This is a genomic window from Saccharopolyspora antiqui (genome assembly GCF_052246905.1).
Classification (GTDB): Bacteria; Actinomycetota; Actinomycetes; order Mycobacteriales; family Pseudonocardiaceae; genus Saccharopolyspora.
Genome location: NZ_JBQQBO010000001.1, coordinates 794,559 through 820,449, shown reverse-complemented (window position 1 = coordinate 820,449; position 25,891 = coordinate 794,559). Strand labels below are relative to the sequence as shown.

At 66.6% G+C, this 25,891-nt stretch carries 16 protein-coding genes and 1 pseudogene; 8 read left to right on the top strand and 9 right to left on the bottom strand.

What is annotated here, in order from left to right; genetic code table 11:
• Positions 1-224 precede the first annotated feature (224 nt).
• Positions 225-398, top strand: a pseudogene (locus tag ACTWQN_RS03605) (IS5/IS1182 family transposase); the annotation flags it as partial.
• A gap of 12 nt (positions 399-410) precedes the next feature.
• On the opposite strand, the gene ACTWQN_RS03600 reads toward ACTWQN_RS03605, so the two are convergent.
• Both ACTWQN_RS03600 and ACTWQN_RS03595 read right to left on the bottom strand, forming a co-directional pair.
• Entirely contained in the window at positions 411-1,805 is a 1,395-nt protein-coding gene (locus ACTWQN_RS03600) for a class II 3-deoxy-7-phosphoheptulonate synthase (RefSeq protein WP_443202015.1), read from the bottom strand.
• A 247-nt stretch (positions 1,806-2,052) separates the two neighbouring features.
• Positions 2,053-2,403 carry a cupin domain-containing protein gene (locus tag ACTWQN_RS03595; protein ID WP_443201855.1) on the bottom strand — a complete coding sequence of 117 codons (351 nt, stop codon included), beginning with the start codon at positions 2,401-2,403 and terminating at the stop codon, positions 2,053-2,055.
• 798 nt (positions 2,404-3,201) lie between these two features.
• Between ACTWQN_RS03595 and ACTWQN_RS03590 the strand changes: the two genes are divergently transcribed.
• Entirely contained in the window at positions 3,202-4,197 is a 996-nt protein-coding gene (locus ACTWQN_RS03590) for an AfsR/SARP family transcriptional regulator (RefSeq protein ID WP_443201854.1), read from the top strand.
• A gap of 294 nt (positions 4,198-4,491) precedes the next feature.
• On the opposite strand, the gene ACTWQN_RS03585 is transcribed toward ACTWQN_RS03590, so the two are convergent.
• Together ACTWQN_RS03585 and ACTWQN_RS03580 are read right to left on the bottom strand one after the other, a co-directional pair.
• The gene (locus ACTWQN_RS03585; protein WP_443201853.1) at positions 4,492-9,996 is read right to left on the bottom strand and encodes an ATP-binding protein; all 5,505 of its coding nucleotides are present in this window, start codon (positions 9,994-9,996) and stop codon (positions 4,492-4,494) included.
• Positions 9,997-10,182: 186 nt separating this feature from the next.
• On the bottom strand, positions 10,183-11,766 hold the full coding sequence (locus ACTWQN_RS03580) for a class I adenylate-forming enzyme family protein (protein WP_443201852.1): 1,584 nt from the start codon (positions 11,764-11,766) through the stop codon (positions 10,183-10,185).
• A gap of 523 nt (positions 11,767-12,289) precedes the next feature.
• On the opposite strand from ACTWQN_RS03580, the gene ACTWQN_RS03575 reads away from it, so the two are divergent.
• The 3 genes from ACTWQN_RS03575 to ACTWQN_RS03565 are packed head-to-tail and all read left to right on the top strand — an operon-like array spanning position 12,290 to position 17,221.
• Complete coding sequence (locus tag ACTWQN_RS03575) at positions 12,290-14,386, top strand: molybdopterin oxidoreductase family protein (protein WP_443201851.1); 2,097 nt, start codon at positions 12,290-12,292, stop codon at positions 14,384-14,386.
• On the top strand, positions 14,386-15,825 hold the full coding sequence (locus ACTWQN_RS03570) for an FAD-dependent oxidoreductase (RefSeq protein ID WP_443201850.1): 1,440 nt from the start codon (positions 14,386-14,388) through the stop codon (positions 15,823-15,825). The genes ACTWQN_RS03575 and ACTWQN_RS03570 overlap by 1 nt, the downstream gene beginning before the upstream one ends.
• 22 nt (positions 15,826-15,847) lie before the next feature.
• On the top strand, positions 15,848-17,221 hold the full coding sequence (locus ACTWQN_RS03565; RefSeq protein ID WP_443201849.1) for a nitrate/nitrite transporter: 1,374 nt from the start codon (positions 15,848-15,850) through the stop codon (positions 17,219-17,221).
• Between the two features lie 41 nt (positions 17,222-17,262).
• On the opposite strand, the gene sigJ is transcribed toward ACTWQN_RS03565, so the two are convergent.
• Entirely contained in the window at positions 17,263-18,192 is a 930-nt protein-coding gene (gene sigJ / locus ACTWQN_RS03560) for an RNA polymerase sigma factor SigJ (protein ID WP_443202014.1), read from the bottom strand.
• Between the two features lie 234 nt (positions 18,193-18,426).
• Between sigJ and wrbA the strand changes: the two genes are divergently transcribed.
• Complete coding sequence (gene wrbA, locus ACTWQN_RS03555; RefSeq protein ID WP_443201848.1) at positions 18,427-19,035, top strand: NAD(P)H:quinone oxidoreductase; 609 nt, start codon at positions 18,427-18,429, stop codon at positions 19,033-19,035.
• Between the two features lie 70 nt (positions 19,036-19,105).
• Here the strand turns inward: wrbA and ACTWQN_RS03550 are convergent, their stop codons facing one another.
• The 4 genes from ACTWQN_RS03550 to ACTWQN_RS03535 form a co-directional block, all read right to left on the bottom strand.
• Entirely contained in the window at positions 19,106-20,104 is a 999-nt protein-coding gene (locus tag ACTWQN_RS03550) for a methyltransferase (RefSeq protein WP_443201847.1), read from the bottom strand.
• Positions 20,105-20,114: 10 nt separating this feature from the next.
• Positions 20,115-21,266: a DegT/DnrJ/EryC1/StrS family aminotransferase gene (locus ACTWQN_RS03545; protein WP_443201846.1), complete on the bottom strand. Its 1,152-nt coding sequence runs from the start codon at positions 21,264-21,266 to the stop codon at positions 20,115-20,117.
• Positions 21,267-21,268: 2 nt separating this feature from the next.
• Entirely contained in the window at positions 21,269-21,826 is a 558-nt protein-coding gene (locus ACTWQN_RS03540; RefSeq protein ID WP_443201845.1) for a cupin domain-containing protein, read from the bottom strand.
• Positions 21,827-21,889: 63 nt separating this feature from the next.
• Positions 21,890-22,936, bottom strand: coding sequence for a type III polyketide synthase (locus ACTWQN_RS03535; RefSeq protein ID WP_443201844.1), 1,047 nt, complete (start codon positions 22,934-22,936; stop codon positions 21,890-21,892).
• Positions 22,937-23,520: 584 nt separating this feature from the next.
• Between ACTWQN_RS03535 and ACTWQN_RS03530 the strand changes: the two genes are divergently transcribed.
• Both ACTWQN_RS03530 and ACTWQN_RS03525 read left to right on the top strand, forming a co-directional pair.
• The gene (locus ACTWQN_RS03530; RefSeq protein WP_443201843.1) at positions 23,521-24,591 is read left to right on the top strand and encodes a methyltransferase; all 1,071 of its coding nucleotides are present in this window, start codon (positions 23,521-23,523) and stop codon (positions 24,589-24,591) included.
• A 37-nt stretch (positions 24,592-24,628) separates the two neighbouring features.
• Positions 24,629-25,699 (top strand): methyltransferase, encoded by a 1,071-nt coding sequence (locus ACTWQN_RS03525; RefSeq protein ID WP_443201842.1) that lies wholly within the window; start codon positions 24,629-24,631, stop codon positions 25,697-25,699.
• Positions 25,700-25,891: the final 192 nt, after the last annotated feature.

Below are 25,891 nucleotides of genomic sequence, written 5' to 3'. Positions count from 1 at the left end.
TCAGGTGAACCTATTGCGCCAGACGGGGTGCGGCGGAAAAACCCGCGGTACTACTTGTTGAAAAAACCACTAGAACGAGTGTGCCCGTGTCTCGCCGTTTGTCTTGCTGTGATTAACCATCGGTGGTGCATCAATCAGTTGGATCTCTGTTTCTGATCTTGTTCTCGACGACGGTCCGGCCATAGCGCCGCCATCCCGATCACCTGCCGCCGGCGGTACTGGTCCTTGACCTGTGGTGCGGGATCTCCGCTGCGAACACCCACGACAGCGCCGCGCTCAAGCCGTTGGTGTTAGCCATTCCCGCGATCCGGTCCCAGCGAGGGCCACGCCGCTTCAAGCCCGCGAAACTCCACGCGGACAAGGCATGCGGCGTCGGCGAACTCCGTGCATGGCTTCGCAACCCTCCTTCCTCAGGGGTTTCGTCCTGCACTGGTCGGATGGTGGCTGTCACGCGCTCGCAGTACCGGGTTGTCCCGCAGCATCTCGGCTACGAAGAAGGCCAGTTCCAGGGACTGCTGGGTGTTCAGCCGCGGGTCCATGGCGGTGTCGTAGCGTCCGCAGAGGTCGGTGTCGGAGATGCCCTGGGCACCGCCCACGCATTCGGTGACGTCCTCGCCGGTGAGCTCGATGTGTAGCCCGCCTGGGTAGGTCGAAAGGTCCTGGTGGACCTCGAAGAACCCCAGCACCTCGTCGAGGATGTGGTCGAAGTGGCGGGTTTTGTATCCCGTGCTGGACGTGACGGTGTTGCCGTGCATGGGGTCGCACTGCCAGACCACCTTGTGGCCCGACGCCTCGACCCGCTCCACGATGGGCGGAAGCAGGTCACGCACCTTGTCGTTGCCCATCCTCGAAATCAGCGTCAGCCGCCCGGGCTCGTTGCGGGCATCGAGCCGCTCGACGTACTCCACCGCTATGTCGGGCGTGGTGGTGGGGCCAATCTTCACGCCGATCGGGTTCGCGATCCGCTCGGCGAACGCGACGTGCGCGCCGTCGAGTTGGCGGGTGCGGTCACCGATCCACAGGAAGTGACCGGACAGGTCGTAGGCGAGGGGTTTGCCGGTGCTGTGGCCAAATCGCAGCATTGCCCGCTCGTAGTCGAGCACCAGGGCCTCGTGGCTGGCGTAGAGCTCGGTGGTGTGCAGGCTATAGTCATCCACGTCGCACGCAGATATGAACCGCAGCGCGAAGTCGATCTCGGTGGCCATCGACTCGTACCGCTTGCCGGCGGGGGAGTTCAGCACGAACTCCCGGTTCCAGGCGTGCGCTTCGGCCAGGTCGGCCATGCCCGCCTGAGTCAGCGCCCGTACCAGGTTCATGGTCGCGCTCGCGTTGGCGTAGGCCCGCACCAGTCGGTGGGGGTCCGGAACGCGCGCCGCCGCGTTGGCATCCTGGGCATTGATCAAGTCGCCTCGGTAGGAGGGCAGCCCCGAGGAGTCCGTCGGACTCGACCGGGGCTTGCCGTACTGGCCCGCGATCCGGCCGACCTTGACGACGGGCATGCTGGCGCCGTAGGTGAGCACCAACGCCATTTGCAGGAGCGTGCGAAGGTTCGCGCGGATGTGCGGTTCGGTGTTACCCGCGAAGGTTTCCGCGCAGTCGCCACCCTGCAGCAGGAATGCTTCGCCATGGGCAACGGAAGCGAGATTCTTGCGCAATTGTTCGACTTCTCCGGAGACCGTCACTGGAGGAACCTGTTTGAGGAGTTCGCGAACTTCTGCTACGACCGAGGGGTTGGGCCATTCGGGTTGTTGGGCTGCGGGCAGTTCCAGTGCCACATCAATTTCAGCGAGTATTTCCTCCGCCATTTGCGGGTATCGCTCTGCCACGGCGTCATCATCCCACAAGCTCATTGCGCGTCCACCCCAATTCTCCAGGCGGCCATTCCTCGGGCGACTGTCGTACGCAGGCGCGCCTGATCCCCTCGGACATGCCAGTCGACCTGAAACTGTCAGGCCAGCGTGTCCGCCACAAATCAAGATGCAGTGGTGCGGTCTGGGGAGAGGTAAAACGGCAGGTCAGCGTGCCAGCCCTGGATAATGGCACGGCACAGGCTTAGTCGTCCCTGTGCGCTAGCTCCGGGTCGAAGGCTGGCAGGCAGACCGCGATGTACTCGGCGCCATCGGGTGCGGTGTAGCGGATCGTCTCGCCGGCACGGGCAATCACGGCTTGTCCGGCGGCCACCTCCGTCACCTGGCCGCTGTGCTCGACCCGCAGCAGACCACGCAGTACGACCGTGTACTCGTCGAACTCCGGAGTCTGCGCGGGTTCGTCCCAACCAGCAGGCGCGACCATATGTGCCACTGACACCGGCTCGGTCCGGCTGTTCACTCGCCCCACGTACTCGTCGATCACCTTGCCGCCGGGTACCGGGATTCGGGTCGGTGCACTGATTAACTCTGGCATGCCCGGAACATTACTCCGCACAGCGAAATCAGGCGCTCCGGCACAGTACGAGTCCCGCGGTGAAGGGCATCGTGGCGGACCACCTCTGGGAGGAGGCTATCGCTGCATCCGGCTCGCCAGCGGCTGCGGTGACGCTGGCGGGTATCCGCACGATCGGCTCCCGGCGAAGCACGTGCTCGATGCGCAGGTCCGCACGGACCTGGTGCCGGAGCCGTGCGACAAACGAGAGGAAAACTCTGGAGAGACTTTGGGGGATGCAGCGTTACTAATTGAGCTAATTCGACGCTAAGATCACCCGGGTCAGTGACGACAGCCTAGCCAGCCTCATATGATCGGAGGTGCAGAATGCCCGCGCTCAACGCCGCAAAGACCTCGCCAAATGAGGGGGAGCGATCGTTGTCGAACCCGTGGATCGCAGATGTTTGCGCGCGACCGCATCCGATGCGAGGCGATACTGGAGCTGGCCCACCGTAGCTTCATCGCTTATTCACCGTCCACCGGAGAGGGCGTGCCGATGTTGCATCGCGAGTGTGCCTGCTCGGGCACATTTTCACCAACATCGTCGTGCTGCCCGCTGCTCTGTCGGCGGTGACGCCAGGGACATCGTTGTAACCCGCTGGCACCGGAACGGGCATTCCCAGGACAGCACCGGGCGGGGACTCGGCTGTGTGCTGTTTAACTATACCGCAAATTCGGGATTCGCAGCGGCCGTGCCGCCTCGGTGTGGGCGCGTGTCTTTAGCATCGTATCGCGTGTTCGCTACATCTTCCTGCTGTTCGAGTCGGAAGGACTAGCACCATGAATAAAAACAACGCAGAAGTCGGTGCAACCTCACTTCGGAAACCGTCGAACTCTCTCCGACGGACCGATGTACAACCGGCAGAGCCCCGGGGAGATCCACAGATCATGGTGGAGTTTCGGGCGTTGGGTCCACTAGAGGCGGTGGTCGCTGGTCGCCAGGTAGATCTAGGTGCGCCAAAGCAGCGTGCGTTGCTCGCGTTGTTGGTGAGCCGGGTGGGTCAGCCGGTGGCGGTGGATGTGATGCGGGAAGAGTTGTGGACCGGACCTCCGCCGCCGTCGGCGATGACCTCGTTGCAGGCGCTTGTGGCCAAATTACGGCGCGTGTTGGAACCGGACCGGGCTCCGCGGACACCGCCGACCGTATTGCGCACTCACCCTTCGGGTTATCTGCTGGACAGCCGCGTTGTCGACGTCGATGTCCATCAGTTTGGCGAGCGCGCTACTTCGGGGTGGCAGGCGTGGGATCGGGGTGATCCGCGGCAGGCGTTGCGCGAGTTCGAGGCGGGATTGGCATTGTGGCGGGGACCAGCGTATGCGGATATGGCCAATGCTAGCTGTGTGGTGCCGGATGTAGCGCGACTGGAGGAGATGCGGTTATCGGTTGTTGAGGGGCGCTGCGCGGCGTTGCTGGCCATGCGTGCCCATCAGGTCGCGGTGGCCGAATTGGAGGCATTCGTGCAGGCCCATCCGCTGCGCGAATACAGCTGGGAGCTGCTGAGCCTGGGATTGTACCGGGCCGGGCGACAGGCCGACGCACTAGCGGTGTTGCGGACCATCAAGATGAGGCTGGCAGAGGAGTTGGGAATTGACCCCAGGCCAGCGCTGCAGTACCTGGAGCGCAAGATCCTGAATCAGGATCCGGCTCTGGACATGCTTCCGATCCCAGGCGCACCGATCATGCCAATGCTTGACAGACCCACGGCCGCACCGCAGTTCGGCATGACTTCGCCGCGGCTCCAGCCGGTTGAGGACGGCGGCGCCCTGCGACGGTGATCTTGCCGAGTCGTCGATACGGCACCTGGAACAGAGCCGCATCGGAAACTTCGGCAGCTCCACTACTTCGCAGCCCGCCGGAACCGATCGCTACGAGCCGAGCCGAGCCGGGCAACGGCGCTACGGCGACGGCATAACCTGATCGCAGTGGGAAGCCCGCATACGAACTGATATAGGTGGGTTCACACCCCTGCGCCCGCGAACCGAGGTTGGAAGGGCTGGGCCGCCGATGGTTGGCGCCGCATCCGGGAACCAGCGGCTGCGCGGGTAGCAGGGGTGGCGGGTCATTCCCGTCTATGCCCGGGCCAGACCGCGCTCGATGGTGTCGATGATCTGGGGCCGCAGCTGTTCCGGTCGGATGATTGCATCGACGGAACCAACTCGCTGGGCTCGTTGGATGGAATGCACGCTGTCGAACTCGGCGGCGACCTCGCCCAGCTTCTCGGCGCGCACCGATGCTCGCACGTCGGCCAGCTGGGAGGTGAGGTCGGCTCGCTCGGACTGTTCGGCGGAGGCTATGCGGGTTTCCAGTTTTTCCACCCGGGGGTCAGCGGCGGTGCGCGCGTTGACCTCGGCGGCGAAAACTACCGCCGCGGCGGGCGCGCCGCCGAGCACGGAGGCGTACGAGCCATCGATGGCGAGCACGGTCATGTTCGGGTTGAGCGCCTTGGAGAACACGACGAACGCGCCGCCGTGGTAGCGCGAGATGACGCAGAACACGATGGGTCCGCGGAAGTTGACGACGGCTCGGCCGATCTCGGCGCCGTATTCCAGCTGGAGCTTGCGCATCGATTCCGGTGAGCCGTCGAATCCGGACAGGTTCGCCAGTACGACCAGCGGCCGGTTGCCGCTGGCGGCGTTGATGGCGCGGGCGACTTTCTTCGACGAGCGGGGGTGCAGCGTGCCCGCCGTGTAGGTGTCCGGGCCGTCGGTGGGCGGGAACCCGCGCCGTGGCACCGACCGCGACTCGATGCCGAGCAGGCTCACCGGCCGCCCGCCGAGGTGCACATCTTGTACCACGGCGGTGTCCGCTTCGGCCATGCCGGCCCAGCGTTCCAGAACCGGGTGGTCCTGATCGGACAGTGCGCGCATCACGGTGCGGATGTCGAAGGGTTTCTTGCGGTCTGGATTGGCCTCGCGGGAGAAGATTTGTCCGACGATGGTGAACTCGCTGCCGGTGATGGTGTGCGGGTAGTCGGAGATATCCCGGTCGACGGGGTCGGTGGTGCCGACCTGGCGCGGTGCGTGCTCGCCGGGCAGAACGTAGCTGTGGTCGTAATGCGACAGCAGCACGCCGTGCGCGGCCTGCAGGTTCGGCGCCCAGTACTGCGCTTGGCCGTTCGGGCCCATCACCCGGTCGTAGCCGCCGATGCCGAAGTTGTCCTCGGCGGAGACGCCGCCGGAGAAGTCCAGCGACTGCTTGCCGGTGAGCACCATCGCCGAGTCCGGCGTCATCACCAGGATTCCCTTGGTGTGCATGAGCATGGTGGCCTCGGCGTTCCAGTACGGCTGGGCGCCGACGTTGATTCCGGCCACCACGATGTTGATTTCGCCGCCGTCCTGGGTGAAGTGCACGATGCGGCGCAGGGCGGCTGCGATCCAGTCCATGTTCTCGGTGCCGGAGTCCATCGCGATGCGGGCACCCGCCGACAGCGCGTACCACTCCACCGGCACCCGTAGCCGCTGCGCGAGGTCCAGCGCCGCGATGATCCGGGCACATTCCGGTTCGGACAGTGCGCCGAGCGACTTGGTCGGGTCGCCCAGCAGAACCACGCGGGTCATGCCCTCCGGGTACCGCTGGGTCGGTGTGGTCGCGACCCCGGCCACGATGCCGACCTTGTTCAGTCCCTTCGGCCGGTCGACCGGTGCCAGCGCGCCCGCGTCGTCGAGGTCGTGCTCGGTGAACGCCCCGCCCGAACCGGCGATGACGTCGGTGAGCTCGTAGGGGTAAACCGCGCCGCGGCGTCGCGCCCGCAACACCTTCTGGCCGTAGTCGTCCAGCGGGTGGATCAGGTCGGTTGGCGGGTCGGTGACGGTCAGCCGGACCCCGGTTGCGGCGTCGTAGGACGCCCGCACGGCCACCGGGTCCAGCGCGCCGGTGTCCCGGTCGCGTTGGCGGCCGAGGAACAGGACCTCCTCGACCCCGGCGCCAGCGGTGGTCGGCGCCACCCGCTGGACGACGGCGTGCAGCTCCTTGGGTGTGAGGTCGCTGGGCGGCCACACGTAGATGACGATGCGGTTGGTGTCCAGCCGCTTGGTCGCCGAACGTTGCGCCTGCATGTTGCGGATGGCGACCAGGCACGCGTCGAGCGCGCCTTCGGCCGCGGGCAGCGCGAGGATGCGACCCTCGTCATCGTGCAGCGGGGTGAGGTCGCGTACCTGCGCCATCGCGACCAGCCGCTCGTCGGAGGGGTTTGTCGGCGCGACACACCGCAGCAGATAGACGTCCTCGTCGGCGGAGGGCAGCCGGGTGAGCTCGAAACGCTGCAGCCGCTGCAGCTGCAGCCGCCGCGCGATCAGCGGGTGCAGGCCGCGGATCAGCCGGTCCTCGGTCAGGCCGGTCGAGGACGGCCGGAACGTGAAGTGGTGGTGCATAGCTGCGCCGCTGCGCCCGGCGACCGTCGTGGTGACCCGGCGCAGCCCGCGGGGCAGCGCGGCGGCCGACAGTGCCGCACCCAGCTCGGCGGCCATCTCCTCGGCGTCGGTGGGCTGGTCGGCCCAGGTGACGTAGATGTCGGCGACCAACGCGGTCGAGTCCCCTTCCGCCGCAGCCATCCGCGCGACCGTCGCCAGCGCCGCGGACAGATCACCGAAGTCGGCGACGGTTGCCAGCAGCCGCCGGGGCTGGCCGTCGATCTCGTACGCTCCGGTGACCACCGGTCGGCGCCCGATGGACGCGCAGCGCACGCCGGAGAGCGTGTGCTCGCGGTAGTAGCGGCGGCTGAGGACTTCGAGCAGCGGGCCCGTGTCGGCGCCGGGACGGTCGATGCGCTGGCCCAGCAGCCGCACCAGCGGCTCGGGGCTGGCGACCATGTCGGCGATCCGCTCGCCGCGGTCGGCCGCGTCCGGATGGCGGTCGAGGTAGCGCAGGTGGCCGCGCACTCGGGTGTAGACCTCGGCGCGGGCCCGGCGCAGCAACGGCTGGGTGAACCAGCGGAACACCAGACTTCGGGCGAGGTCACCAACAACCGGAAAACGCAGCTGCGTGGCGCGGATCAAATGCTCCAGCGCCCGGGCAACGGTCTGGCGCAAGCCACCGCGCGGCGGTGCCTCGGACAGCCACTGCCGCAACAGGGTGATGATCACCGTGACGTCAGAACCGGCGCGCTGCTGGGCAAGAAAGATCCGGAAGACCGCCTCCTCCAATGCGGGCGTGCGCTCCAGCCCCTCGACCCCGTAGTGGCTCAGCGCGCGGGCCAGGCGCCCCCGAAACGTCTCCGGCAACCCGGCGCGCTCGACATCGAGGCTCTGCAGGTAGGCGTGGAAGTACTCGCGCGGGCTGTGCACCCGCGTTTCGGCCGTGGTCTCCGCAACCTCCGGCTTGTTGCGGCTGAGCTCGCACAGATCGGCGAAAACCTCCAGCAACCCGACCTCGGACGCCAGCGGCCGCTGCGGCAGCTCAGCGCGCGCGGTGCGGTAGTCGGCCAGCGTGCGGCTGTCGTCGCGCGGGTCGACGTCGAAGCCCAGCAGCGCGCCGCGCAGCTCCGCCAGGCCACGCTCGGCGCGGTGCTGCGCGCCACGCCCATCGGCCTCGGCGGGCAGGTCCAGTTCGATGGCGGCCGTCGCGGCAGCGGCGAACTCTTCGCCTTCGTCGTCATCGCCCAGCGGTTCCAAACGCAGCAGCGGCGCGCCGGGCTCGACCTGGCTGCCGACCGAGACCAGCGACTCGGTCAGCCGCGCCCGCCACGGCGCCCGCAGGACGGTCTCCATCTTCATGCTTTCCAACACCAGCACCGGGGCGTCGGCCTCGATCTCGTCCCCGACCACCAACGGGGTCGCCACCACCAATGCCGGGGAGGGCGCCCGCACGACCCCGCCCTCGTCGTGGCTGATCCGGTGGGTCACGCCGTCAACCTCGACCAGGTGGATCGGGCCGTGCATACCGGTCACCAGCCGAAAACGGTGGTCGTTGAGCCGAATCTGCCCGGTGTGGGCGCAGAAGCGCTCCAGCACCGTCTCGACGGTGGCCACCTCATCCCCGGTGCCGAGGCCGAACCCGACGCGGTAGCGGCCCGGACCGGTCTCGGCGACGGCAAGCCGATAACTCACGCCGCGCAGCGTGAGTTTGCTGGGACGGCCAACTTCGTGCTGCACCTGCGGACGCCCGCCGCGCGCGGTGGACAGCAGCCGCTGCACCTCGACCAGCCTCGCATCCTGGTACGCCTCAATGGCCGCGGCGGCCAGCGCGATACCGCTGCGGGCCTGCGAGACCAGGCGACCGTCGGCGCGAACCCGATCGATCCAGCCGGTGTCGGCGCTGCCCGCGATCACCTCCGGCTGCTCCAGCAGATCCAGCAAAAAGCTCTTGTTGGTGGTTCCGCCCTCGATCAGCACCGTGGTCTCGCGGATCGCGTGGCGCAGCCGGGCCAACGCCTCACCACGGTCGCGGCCGTAGGCGATGATCTTAGCGATCATCGAGTCGAAATCCGCAGGGATGCTGTCGCCCTCCCGGACGCCGGTGTCTACCCGAATGCCGGGACCGGCGGGCAGCTCAAGCAGCGCGATCCGTCCGGGCGCGGGCGCGAAGCCGCGGTCCGGATCCTCCGCATTCAGCCGGGCCTCGATGGCATGGCCGAACTCGCTGGGCTCCGCACCCTGCAACCTGCCACCGGCAGCGACCCGCAACTGGGCCTTGACCAGGTCCATGCCGGTCGTGACCTCGGTGACGGGATGCTCGACCTGCAACCGGGTGTTCACCTCAAGAAAGGCGAACATCTTCTCTTCGGGCTGGTAGAGGAACTCCACCGTCGCCGCGCCGCAGTAGCCAACGACGACTACCAGCCGCTGCGCCGATGCCTTCAGCTCGGCGGCCTGCTCGGCCGACAGCACCGGCGAGCACGACTCCTCGATGATCTTCTGGTTGCGCCGCTGCACCGAGCAATCCCGCACTCCCAGCGCCCACGCCCCGCCCTGTCCGTCGGCGATCACCTGCACTTCCACGTGTCGGGCACCGGTTACCAAGCGCTCCAGAAACACCTCACCGCTGCCAAACGCGCGTTCGGCCTCCGGGACCGTCCGCGCGTGGGCCTCGGCGAGCTCCTCCGCACCGGTGACAACCCGGATGCCGCGACCACCCCCGCCCGCGCTCGCTTTGAGCATCAACGGGTAGCCAATCCGCTCGGCTGCCCGCCGCGCCGCATCGAGGTCCGCCACGGGGCCGCGACTCCACGGCGCGACCGGCACACCGACCTGCTCAGCGAGCAACTTGGCCCCGATCTTGTTGCCCAGCCTGCGCATCGCCTCAGCATCCGGCCCGATGAACCGCACACCCAACTTCGCGCACAACTCGGCGAACGCCGGATCCTCGGCCACGAAGCCCCAGCCAACCCACGCGGCATCGGCACCGGTCTCGACCAAGGCCCGCTCTAACACGGCCAGATCAAGATAGGGCCGCGCCGAGGCGGGACCGAGGCAGTAGGCCACATCTGCCTCCCGCACGAATGTGGCCGTGGCATCCACGTCGGTGTGCAAAGCCACCGTTTCGATCCGTGGGCCACCCTCAGCGTTGAGCTCACCGACAGCGTGGAGCAGCCGCATCGCGGCCTCTCCCCGGTTGACGATCGCGACACGACCAAACACCGGAATCGAGCCTCACAAAGTCGACGACGGACGAACGACGATGGCGGCACCATGGCCGCCATACCTGAGTCGTTCGAGAGCGGTAGCAGTCGGGATGTTGCTGCCCCGGCGGCGTTTCACGGGGACGCTGGATGCGCCGGTCGAATGTCGGCGCTGCGTCAAACCTGGTGTTCAGCTGACCGCGGTTTACGCCGGGTCCGTCATGTTCTCGCCGAGCTTGCGAGACAGCTCGGTCCGCCGCACCTTCAGCGTGCCGGTCCGAGGCAGCTCGGCAAACGGGATCTGGACCGGGGCGGCCAAGTGGGGGAACTCGGCGACGGCCTCGCGCCAGCGGTCTCGGTCCAGCGGTTTGTCCTCGTGGGTGCAGATCACCGGGATCGGCTCGGAATTCGGACCCGACACCACGACGAGCTCGCTCAGCTCTCGCAGCCTGCCCAACACCAGATCCTCGATCTCAAGGCTGCTGGTTACTCCGGGGATGACGTCCACCTCCCGGTCGAGCATGTGCAGGCAGCCACGCCAGGTGAAGTAACCGACGTCCCCGGTGCGCCACCAGCCGCCGTTCAGGTTGGCGTCGTAGCGCTCCTGCTCGCCGAAATAGGCTTTCGCGATGCCCGGCCACTTGACCTCGATGAAGCCCGGATTTTTCTTGGACGGCCGCTTACCGCCCCGGCTGACCACCCGAACCCTCGCGCTGCCCGGCAGTGCGAAACCAACGCAGCGCCCGTCGGTTCGGTGGGCGGTCTTGCGGAAGTAAGGTCGGCCGACTGCCGGACCGACCTCGCTCTGCCCGTAGATCTGGAAGAACAGCGGTGCGCGCCGCGCGGAGGAGTTGAGCAGCCGACTCATCGTTCCCGGGTGAATCGCGTCGAACGTGCTGCTGAAGTACTTCACTGACGCGAACGGCTTTCGCGGATCGTCGGTAAGCCCCTCCCATTCCATCAACGAGTTGGGAAGCACCTCGATGAGTCCTGGCCGGTTCTTCAGGAAGAACGTGGCGACCTTGTCCGGAGCGGACTCTCGCATGAGCAGAACCGGCATTCCCTGCAACAGGCACAAAGCCATCGCCGCGTACAGGCGAGAATGCACGAAGGGGATGCTGATCGCGACGGTCTCCCGTTTCCTCATCAAGGACAGGAGGAACAATTGTGGCCGCAGCCGGGCACGCTGGGTCCGCGGCGTGTGCACGATGAGCTTGGGCAGCCCGGTGGTGCCGGACGTGTGGGTGATGATCGCGGGCTCGTCCAATCCCTGGAGCACCGGTTGAACCCGCGGAGACCCGGCGAACTCGGTGAGCGATGCCGCACCTGGCCTGCTCCCAGCAACGATAATCACCCGATTCGTGAGGTCTGCCAGCGGCACGTCGGCCAGCACGTCAAGCTTGTGCACGTCAGTTAGCAGGTGCGGCTGCTCCAGCCGACCAAGCAGTGCACCGACGGTCGCGGCATCCAAGGCGGGCGACAGCATCACGGGGACTGCTCCGACGCGCGCCGCCGCGGAAGCGAGCACCCACACATCGAAGTTGGCGACTTTGTGGATCGCGATGCGTTCTCCGGGCCGAACCCCAGCCGCCCACAGTCGGCCAGCCAGGTCGTCCACGTGCTCGGCGAGCTCGGCCACCGTCAGACGCCGTCCCGCCTGGGGGAGGGCGTCCAGATCGTGATCAAGAGTGAGCGGCATCGAACCGTTCTTGTCCGCGGCCGTTTCCGGCAGGACGCCGAGATAAAGACCGCGCTTCCGCATCGAGTTGTTGACCGCGAGGCCCTTCATCGAGACAAGCTCCTTCTCCGTTGTTCGACGGAATTTGTGCGGTCGCTGGCTCGGCGGCGCACGAGGACATGAGCAAGGTGCGGCGAGGTGATTTCTGCCGGTTCAGAATCGACCAGCGCAGCGGTTGCTCCGACGCCGATCCGGATCGGGCATGGTGGTGTTCCTCTGCCGCTGGTGTGTGTCCAGTGTTGGTTGGTCGGCTTGGTTGGGGCTGTTGGGCGGGTTGGTGTTGGCTTGGTGGTTTGTTGGTGGGGGTGGGTGCCAAGTGGGCGCCAAGTGGGTGGCAAGTGGGGCGGAGTGGGGTGTGTGCGAGGGGTTTGTGTTGTGGCGGTTGTGGGTGGGTTTTTGGTTGACGAGGGTTGATGCTGGTTTTGGCTACGTTGTGCAGGCCGTCGGTGAGTGTGCCGGAATATGTTGTGACGTTGGATGAAACGTTGGATTTCGTGCGGCGGTCGCATGCGGGTAAATCGCAGCTTCCGTTGGCACTTCGGTTGATTCGGAATACCGGGGCGGCGAGGTGCTCGTGACGCTGACCGAGCCAGAGCCACGGACGGCAGTGGCCACCCACTGTCCATACTGCGCACTGCAATGCGGCATGAGCGTCACCGCGGGCGGGGGAGCGGGGGCGGAGGTCGCGCCGCGGCAGTTCCCGACCAACGCGGGTGGCCTGTGCCAGAAGGGCTGGACCGCGGGCTCGCTACTCACCTCGCCGGCCCGCCTGACCACGCCGCTGGTCCGCCTTGACGGCGAGCTGCGCCCGGCGAGCTGGGACGCCGCGCTCGGCCTCATCGCGGGCAAGCTCACCGAAATCCAGGCCAGGCACGGCAAGGATGCCGCCGCGGTGTTCGGCGGTGGTGGCTTGACCAACGAGAAGTCCTACCTGCTGGGCAAGTTCGCTCGGGTCGCGCTCGGCACGTCGCAGGTCGACTACAACGGTCGGTTCTGCATGTCCTCGGCCGCTGCGGCGGGGAACCGGGCGTTCGGCCTCGACCGCGGGCTGCCGTTCCCGCTCACCGATCTCGCCGACGCGGACGTCGTGCTGCTGGTCGGCGCGAACCCCGCGGAGACGATGCCGCCGTTGGTCAAACACCTTGAGCAGGCCAGGAGCCTTGGCGGCCTGATCGTCGCCGATCCGCGACGCACCCCGACCGCCGCGCGGGCCAACCTGCACCTCACGCCGTCCCCAGGTAAGGATCTCGCGCTGGCACTGGGAATCCTGCACGCCCTGGTCACCGAGATCGGTGTCGATCAGTCGTACATAGATGAGCGGACGCGCGGATTCTCCGCGGTGTGGCGGATCGCGTCCCGGTGGTGGCCGGAGCGAGCGGAGCGGGTGACCGGCGTGTCCGCCGCCGACCAGTGCACGGTGGCCGCGAAGCTGGCGAATGCCCGCAACGCCTACATTCTCACCGCGCGCGGCGCAGAGCAGCACGCCACCGGCGTGGATACGGTCAGCGCGTGGATCAACCTGGCGCTGGCGCTGGGACTTCCCGGAAAGCCTGGCTCCGGGTTCGGCTGCCTGACCGGGCAGGGCAACGGCCAGGGCGGCCGCGAGCACGGCCAGAAAGCCGACCAGCTACCCGGTTACCGCAAGATCGACGACCCGGCCGCCCGCGAGCACGTGGCTCGGGTCTGGGGTGTCGATCCCGCCGAGATTCCCGGTCCCGGCCGGTCCGCGTACGAACTGCTGGACGCGCTGGGCACTGCGGACGGGCCGCGCGCACTCCTGGTGTTCGGCAGCAATCCGGTGGTCTCCGCGCCCCACTCCGCGCGCATCGCGGACCTGATGTCCACAGTAGAGCTCCTGGTGTGTGCGGATCTCGTGCTCTCCGAGACCTCGGCACTCGCCGACGTGGTGCTGCCGGTGACCCAGTGGGCGGAAGAGGACGGCACGATGACCAACCTGGAAGGCCGGGTCCTGCTGCGCAAGCGCGCCTTCGACCCGCCGCCCGGCGTGCGCACCGACCTCGATGTGCTGGCTGGCCTGGCCACCCGGCTCGGCCAGCCCGCGGAGCGCTTCCCGACCGACGCGGAGACCGTGTTCGCGGAGTTGTGCGCCGCGTCGAAGGGCGGCGTCGCGGACTACTCGGGGATCAGCTACGACCGGCTGCGCGCCGGTGAAGCGCTCTACTGGCCGGTGCCGGAGGCCACCCATCCCGGCACGCCGAGGATGTTCCTCGACCGGTTCGCGCACCCGGACGGCAAAGCCCGGTTCGTGCCGGTCGAGTACACCGGTCCCGCCGAGCCCCCGGATACCGAGTTTCCCTTGCAAGCAACCACCGGACGCGTGCTGCAGCACTACCAGTCAGGTGCGCAGACCCGGCTGGTGGATGAGCTGACCGAGGCGGTGCCGGAGGCATTCGTGGAGGTCCACCCGGACACCGCGGCTCGCGCCGGGCTCGCCGACGGCGACTGGGCGCGGATCGCGTCGCGTCGCGGCGAGACCATCGCGCGGGTGCGGTGCGTGCCGTCGATGGGGATCGATCTGGTCTTCCTGCCGTTCCACTTTCCCGGTGCGCAGCGGGCGAACCTGCTCACCAACCCGGCACTGGACCCGACCAGCGGGATGCCCGAGTTCAAGGTCTGCGCGGTCAAACTGTCTATAGTGGATGGTGCGTGATGACCCCCCGGCATGTGGTGGTGCTCGGGTACGGGATGGCGGGTGCCCGGCTCGCGGAGGAGATCCGCCGCCGAGACCCGGACGGTGCGCGGGTCGCGCTCACCGTGATCGGAGAAGAGCCGCACCACGCCTACAACCGCGTCCTGCTCTCCGCTCTGCTGGCCGGAACCATGCGGCCGGACGCAGTCCGACTGCACGACGCGGACTGGGCCGGGGAGCACGGCGTCACCTTGCGGCTCGGCGTTGCCGCCACGCGCATCGACCGGGCGGCGCGCCGGGTCAAGCTCGCGGACGGTTCGACCGTCGGTTACGACTCGCTGGTGCTGGCCACCGGCAGCAAGCCGATCCTGCCGCCGATCGAAGGGCTGCTCGGCGAGGATGGGCTTCCCGCCGACGGTGTGGTGGCGTTCCGCAGCCTGGACGACTGCGAGCGCATCCTCGGCATGGCCCGGATCGGCGCTCCGGTAGCGGTGATCGGGGGCGGGCTGCTCGGGCTCGAAGCGGCCCACGGGCTCGCGCGCAGGGGCAACTCGGTCACCGTCGTGCACCAGGTCGGGCACCTGATGGAGCGCCAGCTCGACCGCGAGGGCGGCCGGGTGCTCGCCCGCGCGCTCGGCGAGCTGGGCGTCGAGTTCCGCCTCGGTTCGACCGCGGTGCGCTACCTGCCCGGCGACGGGCTGAAGCTGGACGACGACAGCCATGTGGACGCCGATCTCGTGGTCGTCACCGCCGGGGTGCGGGCCCAGACCGGCCTGGCCGCAGCGGCCGAGATCGCGGTGGACCGCGGTGTGCTCGTGGACGACGCGCTGCGCACCAGCGACGGCCGGGTGCACGCCATCGGCGACTGCGCGCAGCACCCCGGCACGGTGTCCGGCCTGGTGCAGCCGGCATGGGAGCAAGCCGACGTCCTCGCCGATCTGCTGACCGGGACCAGGACCGCGGCGCGGTACCGGGGCACCCCGGTGCTGACCCGGTTGAAGACCAAGGAGATCGACCTCGCATCCCTCGGCGAGGCGCTCACCGAGGTCACCGACGACACCGCCGAGGTGCTCAGCCTCAGCGACCCCAAGCGCGGGCGCTACGCGAAGCTGGTGCTCCGCGACGACCGCGTCACCGGGGCGATCCTGCTTGGCTGGCCGAACGCCGCCGCGACCATAACCCAGCTCTACGACCGCGGGATCCCGGTCCCCGAAGACCGGCTCGGCCTGCTGCTCGGCAGGACCACGCCCAGCGGCGCCGCGAGCAGCCCAGCCGAGCAGCCCGCGTCGGCCAAGGTCTGCCAGTGCAACTCGGTGACCAAGGGACGCCTGATCGAGGCGTTCCGCGATGGCGCGACGACGGTGTCCGAACTGGCCACCGCGACCAGAGCCACCACCGGCTGCGGCGGATGTACCGACGCCGTTCGTGGGATCGCCGACTGGCTCGCAAGCACGGCGTGACAGCACCCGGAGAGGATTCGAGATGGCCACGAACCCGAGTACCGAAGAGTCGAGCAAGAAGAAATGGATTGACCACTGGGAACCCGAGGACGAAGATTTCTGGGAGAACACCGGGAAGAAGATCGCGAACCGGAACCTGGTGTTCTCGATCTTCGCCGAGCACATCGGGTTCTCGATATGGACACTGTGGTCGGTCCTGGTGCTGTTCATGGGCCCGGCCTACGAGTTCTCGGCCGCGGACAAGTTCCTGCTGGTATCCACGCCGACGCTGGTCGGTTCGATACTCCGGCTGCCCTACACGCTGGCCGTGGCGAGGTTCGGTGGCCGCAACTGGACGATCATCAGCGCTGGCCTGCTGCTGGTGCCGACCATCCTGGCCGCGATCGTGATGCGGCCCGGCGTCCCGTTCTGGGTTTTCTTGCTGGTGGCCGCGGTCGGCGGCGTCGGGGGCGGGAATTTCGCGTCCTCCATGACCAACATCAACACCTTCTACCCGGAACGCCGCAAGGGCTGGGCACTTGGGCTCAATGCCGGTGGCGGCAACCTCGGCGTCGCGGTCATCCAGCTCGTTGGGTTGCTGATGCTGAGCATCGCGGGCGCGGCGGCCCCGCGGCTGGTGCTGTGGGTCTACATCCCGCTGATCGTGCTGGCTTGCCTCGGCGCCGTGCTGTACATGGACAACATCTCCAGCGTGCGCAACGACCGCGGCGCGATGCGCGAGGTGATCATGCAACGGCAGGCATGGGTGATGTCGTTCCTCTACATCGGAACGTTCGGCTCGTTCATCGGGTACAGCTTCGCCTTCGGCCTGGTGTTGCAGAACCAGTTCCACCGCACCCCGGTGCAGGCCGCCGCGGTGACCTTCCTCGGGCCGTTGCTCGGTTCGCTGTCCCGGCCGCTCGGCGGGAAGCTCGCCGACACGATCGGCGGGGCGAAGGTCACCCTGGTCACCTTCCTGCTGATGGCCGCTGGCACCGGGCTGACTCTCGTCGCGTCGAGCATGAAGTCGCTTTCGCTGTACACAGCCGGTTTCGTCGTGTTGTTCGTGTTGTCCGGGATCGGCAACGGCTCCACGTACAAGATGATCCCGGCGATCTTCCGCACCAAGGCGGCGCTGGCCATCGCCGAAGGGGCGCCGGAACAACCGGAAGTGCTGAAGGCACGGCGGCTAACCGGTGCGCTGATCGGCGTCGCCGGTGCGGTCGGCGCGCTCGGCGGGTTGTTCATAAACCTGGCGTTGCGCGCTTCCTTCCAGAGCTTCGGCTCCGGGGATGTGGCCTGCTACGCCTTCCTCGCGTTCTACCTGGTCTGCGGTGTGACTACCTGGGCGGTGTACCTGCGGGGCGAGTTCGCCCGGTCGTCCGAGCAGTTCACGCTGGTCCGCGCTGGCGTGTGACCCCACAGGACTTGACTGGCACTGTTCGGCGGGTTGGCGGCTCATGTCCAAGGCCGGAGCTTCTCCGGGTTCCGTACTGCCCAGATGTGCTTGATCCGGTCGCCTGCCACGTCGAACGCCAGCACCGTCACGGTGACGCCCTCTTGCTGAACCACCAGACCGGGCTGACCGTTGACGGTACGCTCCAGGATCGTCAGGTCGGGTGTCCTGCCCGCGATTTCGACGAAGGCGCGCGCGACCTGCTCGCTGCCTTCGACGGGGCGGAGCTCGGCGCTGGCGAGGCCGCCGCCGTCCGCGATCGTCGTGACGTCCGGGTCGAGGAGGCCGATGAGGGCGTCGATGTCCTTGGCCTCCCATGCCTGCTTGAAGTCCCTGACGAGGTCGGTGCGCTGGACTGCCGGAGTCGCGGGAACCTGCGGCGCACGAATGCGGCGGCGGGCCGACGAGGCCAGCTGGCGACATGCCGCTGGCGTACGGCCGACGATCTCGGCGATGTCGGCGAAGGAGTAGCGAAAGACATCGTGCAGGATGAACGCCACGCGCTCGGCCGGGGTCATCGCTTCGAGCACGACGAGGAAGGCCATGTTGATCGACTCGTCGAGGGTGACCCGGTCGGCCGGGTCGACGGTGTTGCCGCCCGACCGCCCGTTGATCCACTCCGTGCGGTCGGGCAGCGGCTCCGGGATCCATTCACCCACGTACCTCTCCCGCCGGGCCCGGGCCGAACCGAGCAGGTCGAGGCAGATGCGGCTGGCGACCGTCGTCAGCCAGCCGCCGGGGGAGTCGATGGCGTCCTGCTGCTGCGGGGTCAGGGCGTACCAGCGGGCGTAGGTCTCCTGCACGACATCCTCAGCATCGGCCAGGGAGCCGAGGAGCCGGTACGCGAGATTGATCAGGTGACGCCGCTCGCTCATGATCGCGGTCAGGCCCGGATCGAGCCGACCGTCTCCTGGCTCGCGTTGCGTGGTCATGGTGTCGCCAACTCCCTTGGTCACGCCTCCCTCACCAGTTCGACGAGACAACGCGGCGAACTGTGAGGTCGGCGCGTCACCTCACAAAGCGAGGGATTGCGTCGTCGTACTGGTGGAGATCCGCTTCGCCCCTGGTCGGGATGCGAATCGCCATGGCCGCAACCGCCGCACCGGCGCTGCCCAGCCCACTCGTCCGACCGTCCCCTCCGGCACTGCGAAGGAAGAAAACTGATCATGGATTCCGTGAACGTCGCGATCATCTACTACAGCGCTACCGGCACCGTGCACGCCCTGGCGCAAGCCGCCGCCGAGGGCGCGGCAAAGACCGGCGCACAGGTGCGACTGCGCAAGGTCGCCGAAACGGCCCCACCGGAGGCGATCAGTGCCAACCCCGCTTGGGGCCAGCACATAGAAGAAACCGCCGACGTCGCCCAGGCAAGCCACGACGACCTGGAGTGGGCCGACGCGGTGCTGTTCGGCACCCCCACCCGCTTCGGCAACCCGACCAGCCAGCTCAGGGCGTTCATCGACACCACCGGCCCCCTGTGGTTCGCGGGCAAGCTCGCCGACAAGGTGTACTCGGCTTTCACCGCCAGCAACACCGCCCATGGCGGACAGGAGTCCACCCTCTTGGCGCTGGCGAACACGTTCTACCACTGGGGCGGCATCATCGTGCCGCCCGGCTACACCGACCCCGTCCAGTTCAAGTCAGGCAATCCGTACGGTACCTCCCACGTGAGCGGCGATGGAGAGCCCAGCGACGTGGCCTTGGAAGCAGCCAGTTACCAGGCCCGGCGCGCCGTCGGCACCGCAGCGGCACTCAAGGCTGGCCGCGCCGCCTAGGGTCTGTTGCGGCGGCGGCCCCGGCATGTGCGCCGGGGCCGCCACACTTTCCATCCGCGCTGCGAGCTTGCTACCGGGCGAAGACCAATGTGGCTGGCGAAGATGTCGGCTGGAACGAGATGTCTTCGAAACCCGCCTTGGCGAGCCAGGCGTGGTAATCGGCTCGCCGCCAAGTTCCGCCCTGCTTGCTTTTGAGCAGCATCTCCGAGGCGAAGAGCAGTGCGAAGGGTGGGCCGCTTCGGTCGTCGTCGACGATGTAGTCGTTGATGACCAACGTGCCGCCGGGTTTGAGGGCCGCCCGGAGTTTGGTGAAGATCGCTATGTTGTCCTCCGGCCCCTCCTGGTGGGCGATGTGGGAGTACACCGCGATGTCGTAAGCGGCGGCGCCAAAGTCGGCGGTGTGGAAATCACCGTCGATGCAGGTAAATCGGTCAGCCACGCCTCGCTCGGCCACAAGCCGACGGGCGATCGCGTTAATCGGTCCCCAGTCGAGCTGAGTCGCGCGGGCGGCCGGGTTGAGCCCGAGCCAGGTGGCCGAGTAGATGCCTGATCCACCGCCTACGTCGAGGATCGAGATCTCTCCAGCCGCTGCCAGTCGCAGCAGGTCGGCGGCGATCGTCGCCACCGGAACAGACTGCGCGGCGATGGCCTGGACCACATTCTCCCAATGGGGGTTGTCGGCCACCTCCACCGTTGCGTCCGTCACCGGCCCCCCGGTGCGGACTACATCAGGCAGGTCCGCCAAGCTGCCCATCTGGGCCTGCTTGAGTTTGGCGAAGTTGCTCAAGCAGGCGGGCTGGCCTTCGACCAGGAAGGCGGCTGCTTCGGCGGCATTGCGGTAACTGCCGTCCCGCAGCTCGACCAAGCCCAGGCTGACGAGCCCGTCGAGGAGGGTTTGCGCGCCCCGCTCGGAGATCCCGGCTTGGGCAGCCAGTTGGTCGGCGGTGTCCGCGCCGGCGTCGAGGTGATTGAACAGCGAGTGGCTCGCCGCTGCGCCGAGGATGCCGGTGGCCCAGTAGCCGTTGATGAGCCGCAGAATCCGATCCGGCGTCGGTTGGCTGTTTTGCATGCTGCCCTTCCTAGGTCCGCTGTGGACGCGCGTGGGTCCGGAGCGTGCTACGCAGGGTTTCCGCGACCCGTTCGACCTGGTTCATGCTGAGCTCGGCGTGCATGGGGATGGCGAGAGTGCGCTGAAAGAGGTCCGCCGAGACCGGGCACGACTGCTTCGTCCCGTACACCGGCTGCAGGTGGCACGCCCATGTACCGTGCCCGCAGCCGATGCCCTGAGCACGGAGGTCGGCGGCGACGCCCGCACGGTCGACGCTCGGATCCAACGTCACCTGGTAGGACTGCCACGCGTGGGTGCGGTCCGGCGGCACGTGCGGCAGCGTGATGAGTTCTTCGTCGGCGAGCAATTCGCGGTAGCGCGCTGCGCACGCGTTCCGCCGGTCCAGCAGCTCATCGATCCGGCCCAACTGCACCTGCAGGATCGCGGCGGCAATGTCGGACAGCTTGAAGTTGTAGCCGATTTTGGTGAACTCCGGGATCGGCAGGCCGATGACCCGTGCCTGACCGAAGATCGGTTCAATACCGAAGGACGACCGCAGCCGCGCATCGTCCGCGAGTGCTGGATCGGCAGTGAGCAAAGCCCCGCCCTCACCACTTGTGATTCCCTTGCGTCCGTGGAAGGACAAGCAGGCTACCGGTGCCAGCGTGCCAGCCTGGCGGCCCTGGTACGTGGCGCCAACTGCGCATGCGGCGTCCTCGACGAGAAACAGTCCGTGGCGGTCTGTGATCGACTTCAGCTCCGCGTAGTCGGCGGGCAGACCGACCGTGTCCACCGCGATCACACCCACGGTTCGCGGACCGACCAAGTCCGCCACCGCCTGCGGGTCCACGGTGCCGGTATCGGCACGCACGTCAGCGAAGACGGGGACCGCGTCGACGTAGCGCACCGCGTGGGCAGGAGCCGGGAAGGTGTAGTCGGCGACGATCACTTCGTCGCCTGGCTCGACGCCGAGCGCCAGCATGGCCAGGTGCAGCGCGGCGCCGCAATTGCTCAACGCGACCGCGCCAGCAACCCCATAACGTTTGGCCAGCTCCATCTCCAGTGCCGGTCCCCTCGGGCCCTGACCGGCTGGCCAGCCTGAGGCGAACACCTCCGCGACGGCTGCCAGTTCCTTCTCCCCCAAACTTGCGTGAACCAGGGGAACATTGTCCAGTGTGGTCACCGCTACGCTCCACGTTCCGTTTCTCGATAGGAATTCAGGGGAGTAGGTGGTGTGTGGTGGAGTGGTGTGAGTTGGTTGATGTCGTAGCGGTCGCGGAGTTGTTGGATGGCGTGGGGGTCGATGGTTCGGCCGGTTGAGAAGATTTCGACGATTTCTTCGAAGTAGTGTTCGTGATCGGGTGCTGGGTAGCTTTGGAAGAGCATGCGGGTGGGTGTGGTGGTGGGGTTGGTGAAGGCGTGGGGACATCCGGGGGGGACGAACATGCAGCTGCCGGGGCCGGCGCGCAGTGGTCGGTCTCCGTTGGGGGATTCCCAGTCTTGCCATCGTGCGGGGTTTTGCGTGGTGGGTTCGAAGGCGAAGAGGTCGAGCTCGCCGTCGAGGACGTAGAAGAATTCTTGGGAGTTTTGGTGGATGTGGGCTCCCACGTCGAAACCGGGGGGCACGACGACTTCGAAGCATGAGGCGAAGGCGCCTTGTGCTCCAGTGACTTTGAACGTGACTTCCTGTGCTTTGGTGATCAGTTTCCGGCCCTGGCCGGGTGGGACGACCACACCGTCCATACGATGGTCTCCTCGTGTGTTGGTACGACGTTCTCGTTCACGGCAGGGCCGTGACGTTCTTGCTCACGGCACGGCGATTCGTGCCGCGGTCCTGTCGTCGGTGGTGTGTGGTGTGTCAGTGGTCCAGGTGCCGACTGCCATTTCGGCGGTGATGCCGGGGCCGAAACCGGCGATGACGCCGGGGGCGCCGGGCGTGGTGGTGTCTTCGTCGAAGAGTGCGCGGAGTGCTTCGAGCACGACTGCGCTGGCGATGTTTCCGTATTCGGTCAGGGTCGCTCGACTGTGGCGGAAGGCGTGTTCGTCGACGCCGAGGAACTTGCTCAAGTCGTCCAAGATCCGTGGGCCACCGGCGTGGATGATGTAGAAGCCGAGGTTGGCGATGTCCCAGCCGTGGTCGGCGGCCAGCTCCCGCAGCACAGGTGCCAGTGGTTCCATCGTGCCCGGCACCCGCCGGTCGAGCTGGAAGTGGAAGCCGGTGGACCGCACCGCGTAGGAGATCCATTCCTCGGTGTGGGGAATGAGATACGAGGCATTGCGTTCCAGCACCATGCCCTCACCGCCGCGGCCCCGTACCACCGCGGCCGCGACCGCGTCGCCGAACAACCCGTCCGACAGCAGCGACCCCACTCCGTCGTCGTCCGGTTGGTAGCACAGCGAGCACAGCTCGCAGGAGACGATCAGCACGTTGCCTTCGGGGTAGGCCGTGCAAAAGTCATGGGCGCGATTGATCGCCGCCCCACCGGCGGCGCACCCCAGCTGGGCGATCGGGATCTGCACCACATCCGACCGGAACCCCATCGTGTTGATCAGCCACGCCGTCAACGACGGCATCAGAAAACCGGTACACGAGACATAAATAATCGCGTCGATATCTTGTGTTGTCACACCGGCATTCCCCAGGGCCCGCTCGATCACCTCCGGGCACCGCTTCTTCGACTCCACCTCGTAGATGCGGTTACGCTCCGCAAAACCCGGATGACGCAACGTCTCCTCAATCGGCTGCACAATATGCCGCTTCCGGACCCCGGTGTTACGAATCAACCGAAGCGCCAACGGCAACTGCGACTTGCCCGCATGCAACCGCTCCGCGAAATCCAACGTCTCGTCCATCGTCACAACATATTCCGGCACACTAACCGACGGCTTACACAACGTAGCCATAACCAGCATCTACCTTCTGTAGAAACTCCACCCGACTCCCCAACAGGCCAACGCAGCCACCCCCCAGCCTCACCCACCCCACTTGCCACCGACTTGGCACCCAACTGCCAACAAACCCGCGACAGCATCCGCACCACGCAACCGCAAACCACCAAGTCCACGCCAACCGACCAAACAGTCCCAGCCAAGTCCGGTGCCCGATGCTGCTCGGCGCATGGAGCAGCGGCAAAGGGACACCGCCATGACTGATCATGACTGAGGTAGCTAGGGCTCATCCGGAAGACTCGCTTCCAAGTCGCGGGAGGGAAGGGATGGTGCCGATCCGTTCGATCAATACGGCTGCGTCAGACCCAGGATCACCGAGCGGGGTTAACCCCGCGCCGCTGACTTTCCCCTGCAACGCTCAACCTGGCCTCGCGGTAGCCATGTTGGCCACACCGGAACTGGCGACCGAATGTTCCTCATCGAGGTGGGCATCGGCTTCATCTGGTGCGCCGCGGTAGTCGAGACAACCAACCCGAAGGGACTAGTGCATGACCGCAGAAGCTACACTCGCGCGATTTCGTGAATATATGGTGGGCCCCGCGCGATTCATGAACCTGCTGTCCTGTTTCGAACTCGGCATCATCGACAAGCTTCGGGAAAACCCCGGCATGACCGCGGTCGAGATCGGTGACGCCGTCGGCGCCAAACCGGATGCCGTGGAGCAGCTTCTGCATCTGCTGGTCAAGGAGAGTTTCGTCTCCTACGACGCAGGGTCCGGCGGCTACTCCCTCGACGCGCTCGCGGGCGTCGCGAAGGCCGATATCGAGCGAGTGCTCACCTTCATGGACCTGGTCAAGGTCACCATGCTCAGGCAGTTGTTCTATCTTTCGGACAGCGTGCGGACCGGCACGGTCGTCGGCCTCAAAGAGCTCTACGGATTCGAGGGAACCCTGTTCGACGCCGTGGCTGAGCACCAGGACCTGCGTGAGACCTGGGCTACGAGTATGGATTTGGGCACCGCGCGCGTTGATCCGTGGTTCTTCGAGAACGTCGACATCCCATCCGGCTCACGGGTTCTCGACCTCGCCGGAAACACCGGTCTCGGGGCGATCAACACCTACCAGCTGAAGGCGTCGCCGGGGCTTCGGGTGGTCACCTTCGACATGCCCGAGAAGGAAAATGAATGCCTGGCGAACTTCCGGGCTCATGGCGTGGAGGAGCACTGCTCGTTCATCGGCGGTGACGTTTTCCAGGAGGTCCCCAAAGGTTTCGACGTCGTGCTGATCAAGCACTTCGTGACCTTGTTCGACAAGAGCGATGCGTGCAAGATCCTTGCCAACGTCAACAAGTCCCTGGACGTCGGCGGGCAGGTCAACGTCCTGGTTCCGGTGTACCAGGACAACGTCAGGGACTTCGACTCGCGCTCGGTTGACTTCTACCCCGTGTTCTTCCTCGGCTGCGCCATGGGGCAGGGCGGGCCGCAGAAGCTGTCGACGTACCGGAGCTGGCTGGAAGAGTGCGGTTTCGAGATGACCAAGGTAACCGTTGAGGACCCCGCCGCCATACCGCCGGACGCGTTCCCGCTGCAGGCCGTCCTGTGCGCGACGAAAACCGCATGATCAGCTGACCTCATGGCCTCGTAAAGGGATTACTTGAATGACACCTGAAGCCACGCTCGCACGACTCCGCGAATACATGGTGGGGCCCGGGCTATTCATGAACCTGCTGTCCGCTTTCGAACTCGGCATCATCGACAAGCTTCGGGAAAACCCCGGCATGACCGCGGTCAAGCTCGGTGACGCCGTCGGCGCCAAACCGGACCACGTGGAGCAGCTGCTGCAGCTGCTGGTCAAGGAGCGCTTCCTCGCCTACGACGCAGGGTCCGACGGTTACTCCCTCGACGAGCTCGCGGATGTCGCCAAGGCCGACCTCCAGCGAGCAGTCACCTACATGAACATGATCAAGGTCGTCGCGCTCCGGCAGTTGTTCTATCTCACCGACAGCGTGCGGACCGGCACGGTCGTCGGTCTCAAAGAGCTCTACGGATTCGATGGAACCCTGTACGGCGCGGTGGCGGAGCACCAGGACCTGCGCGAGTCCTGGGCAACGTTGATGGACACCGTCACGGCCCGCATGGATCCGTGGTTCTTCGAGAACGTCGACATCCCATCCGGCTCACGGGTTCTCGACCTCGCCGGAAACACCGGTCTTGGGGCGATTCACACCTACCAGCTGAAGGTGTCGCCGGGGCTTCGGGTGACCACGTTCGACCTGCCCGAAAAGGAAAAGGAATGCCTGGCGAACTTCCGGGCTAACGGCGTGGCGGAGCACTGCTCCTTCATCGGCGGCAACGTCTTCGATGGCGTCCCCGAGGGCTTCGACGTCGTGCTGATCAAGCACTTCTTGGACATGTTCGACAAGGATGATGTGTTCAAGATCCTCCAAGGCGTCAACGGGTCGCTGGAGGTCGGTGGGCAGGTCAACATTCTGGTGCCGGTGTACCCCGAAGACATCAAAGATTCCGACAACTACAACGTTGACTTCTTCCCGGCCTTCTTCCTCGGCTCCACGATGGGGCAGGGCGGGCCGCAGAAGCTGTCGACGTACCAGAATTGGCTGGAGGAGTGCGGGTTCAAGGTCACGAAGGCGATTACCAAGGATGCTGCCGACATCCCGCCGGATGTCATCCCCGTACAGGCCATCCTGTGCGCGACGAAGACCGCATGATCAGTCGAGTGGAGAGTGCGCAAATTGGTTTGCGTGGCGGTGCGGGTGGCGGAACCTCAGCGGTGCCGGTTGCGTAGGTGGTGGAAAGCGGCTTCGCCGCTTGCCTGATACCAGCCTGCGGTCAGTCCCAATTTGCGCGAGCTGTTGAGCCTGGATCTACCGGTGAGAAGCGATGCGAGGTATCGCCATAGC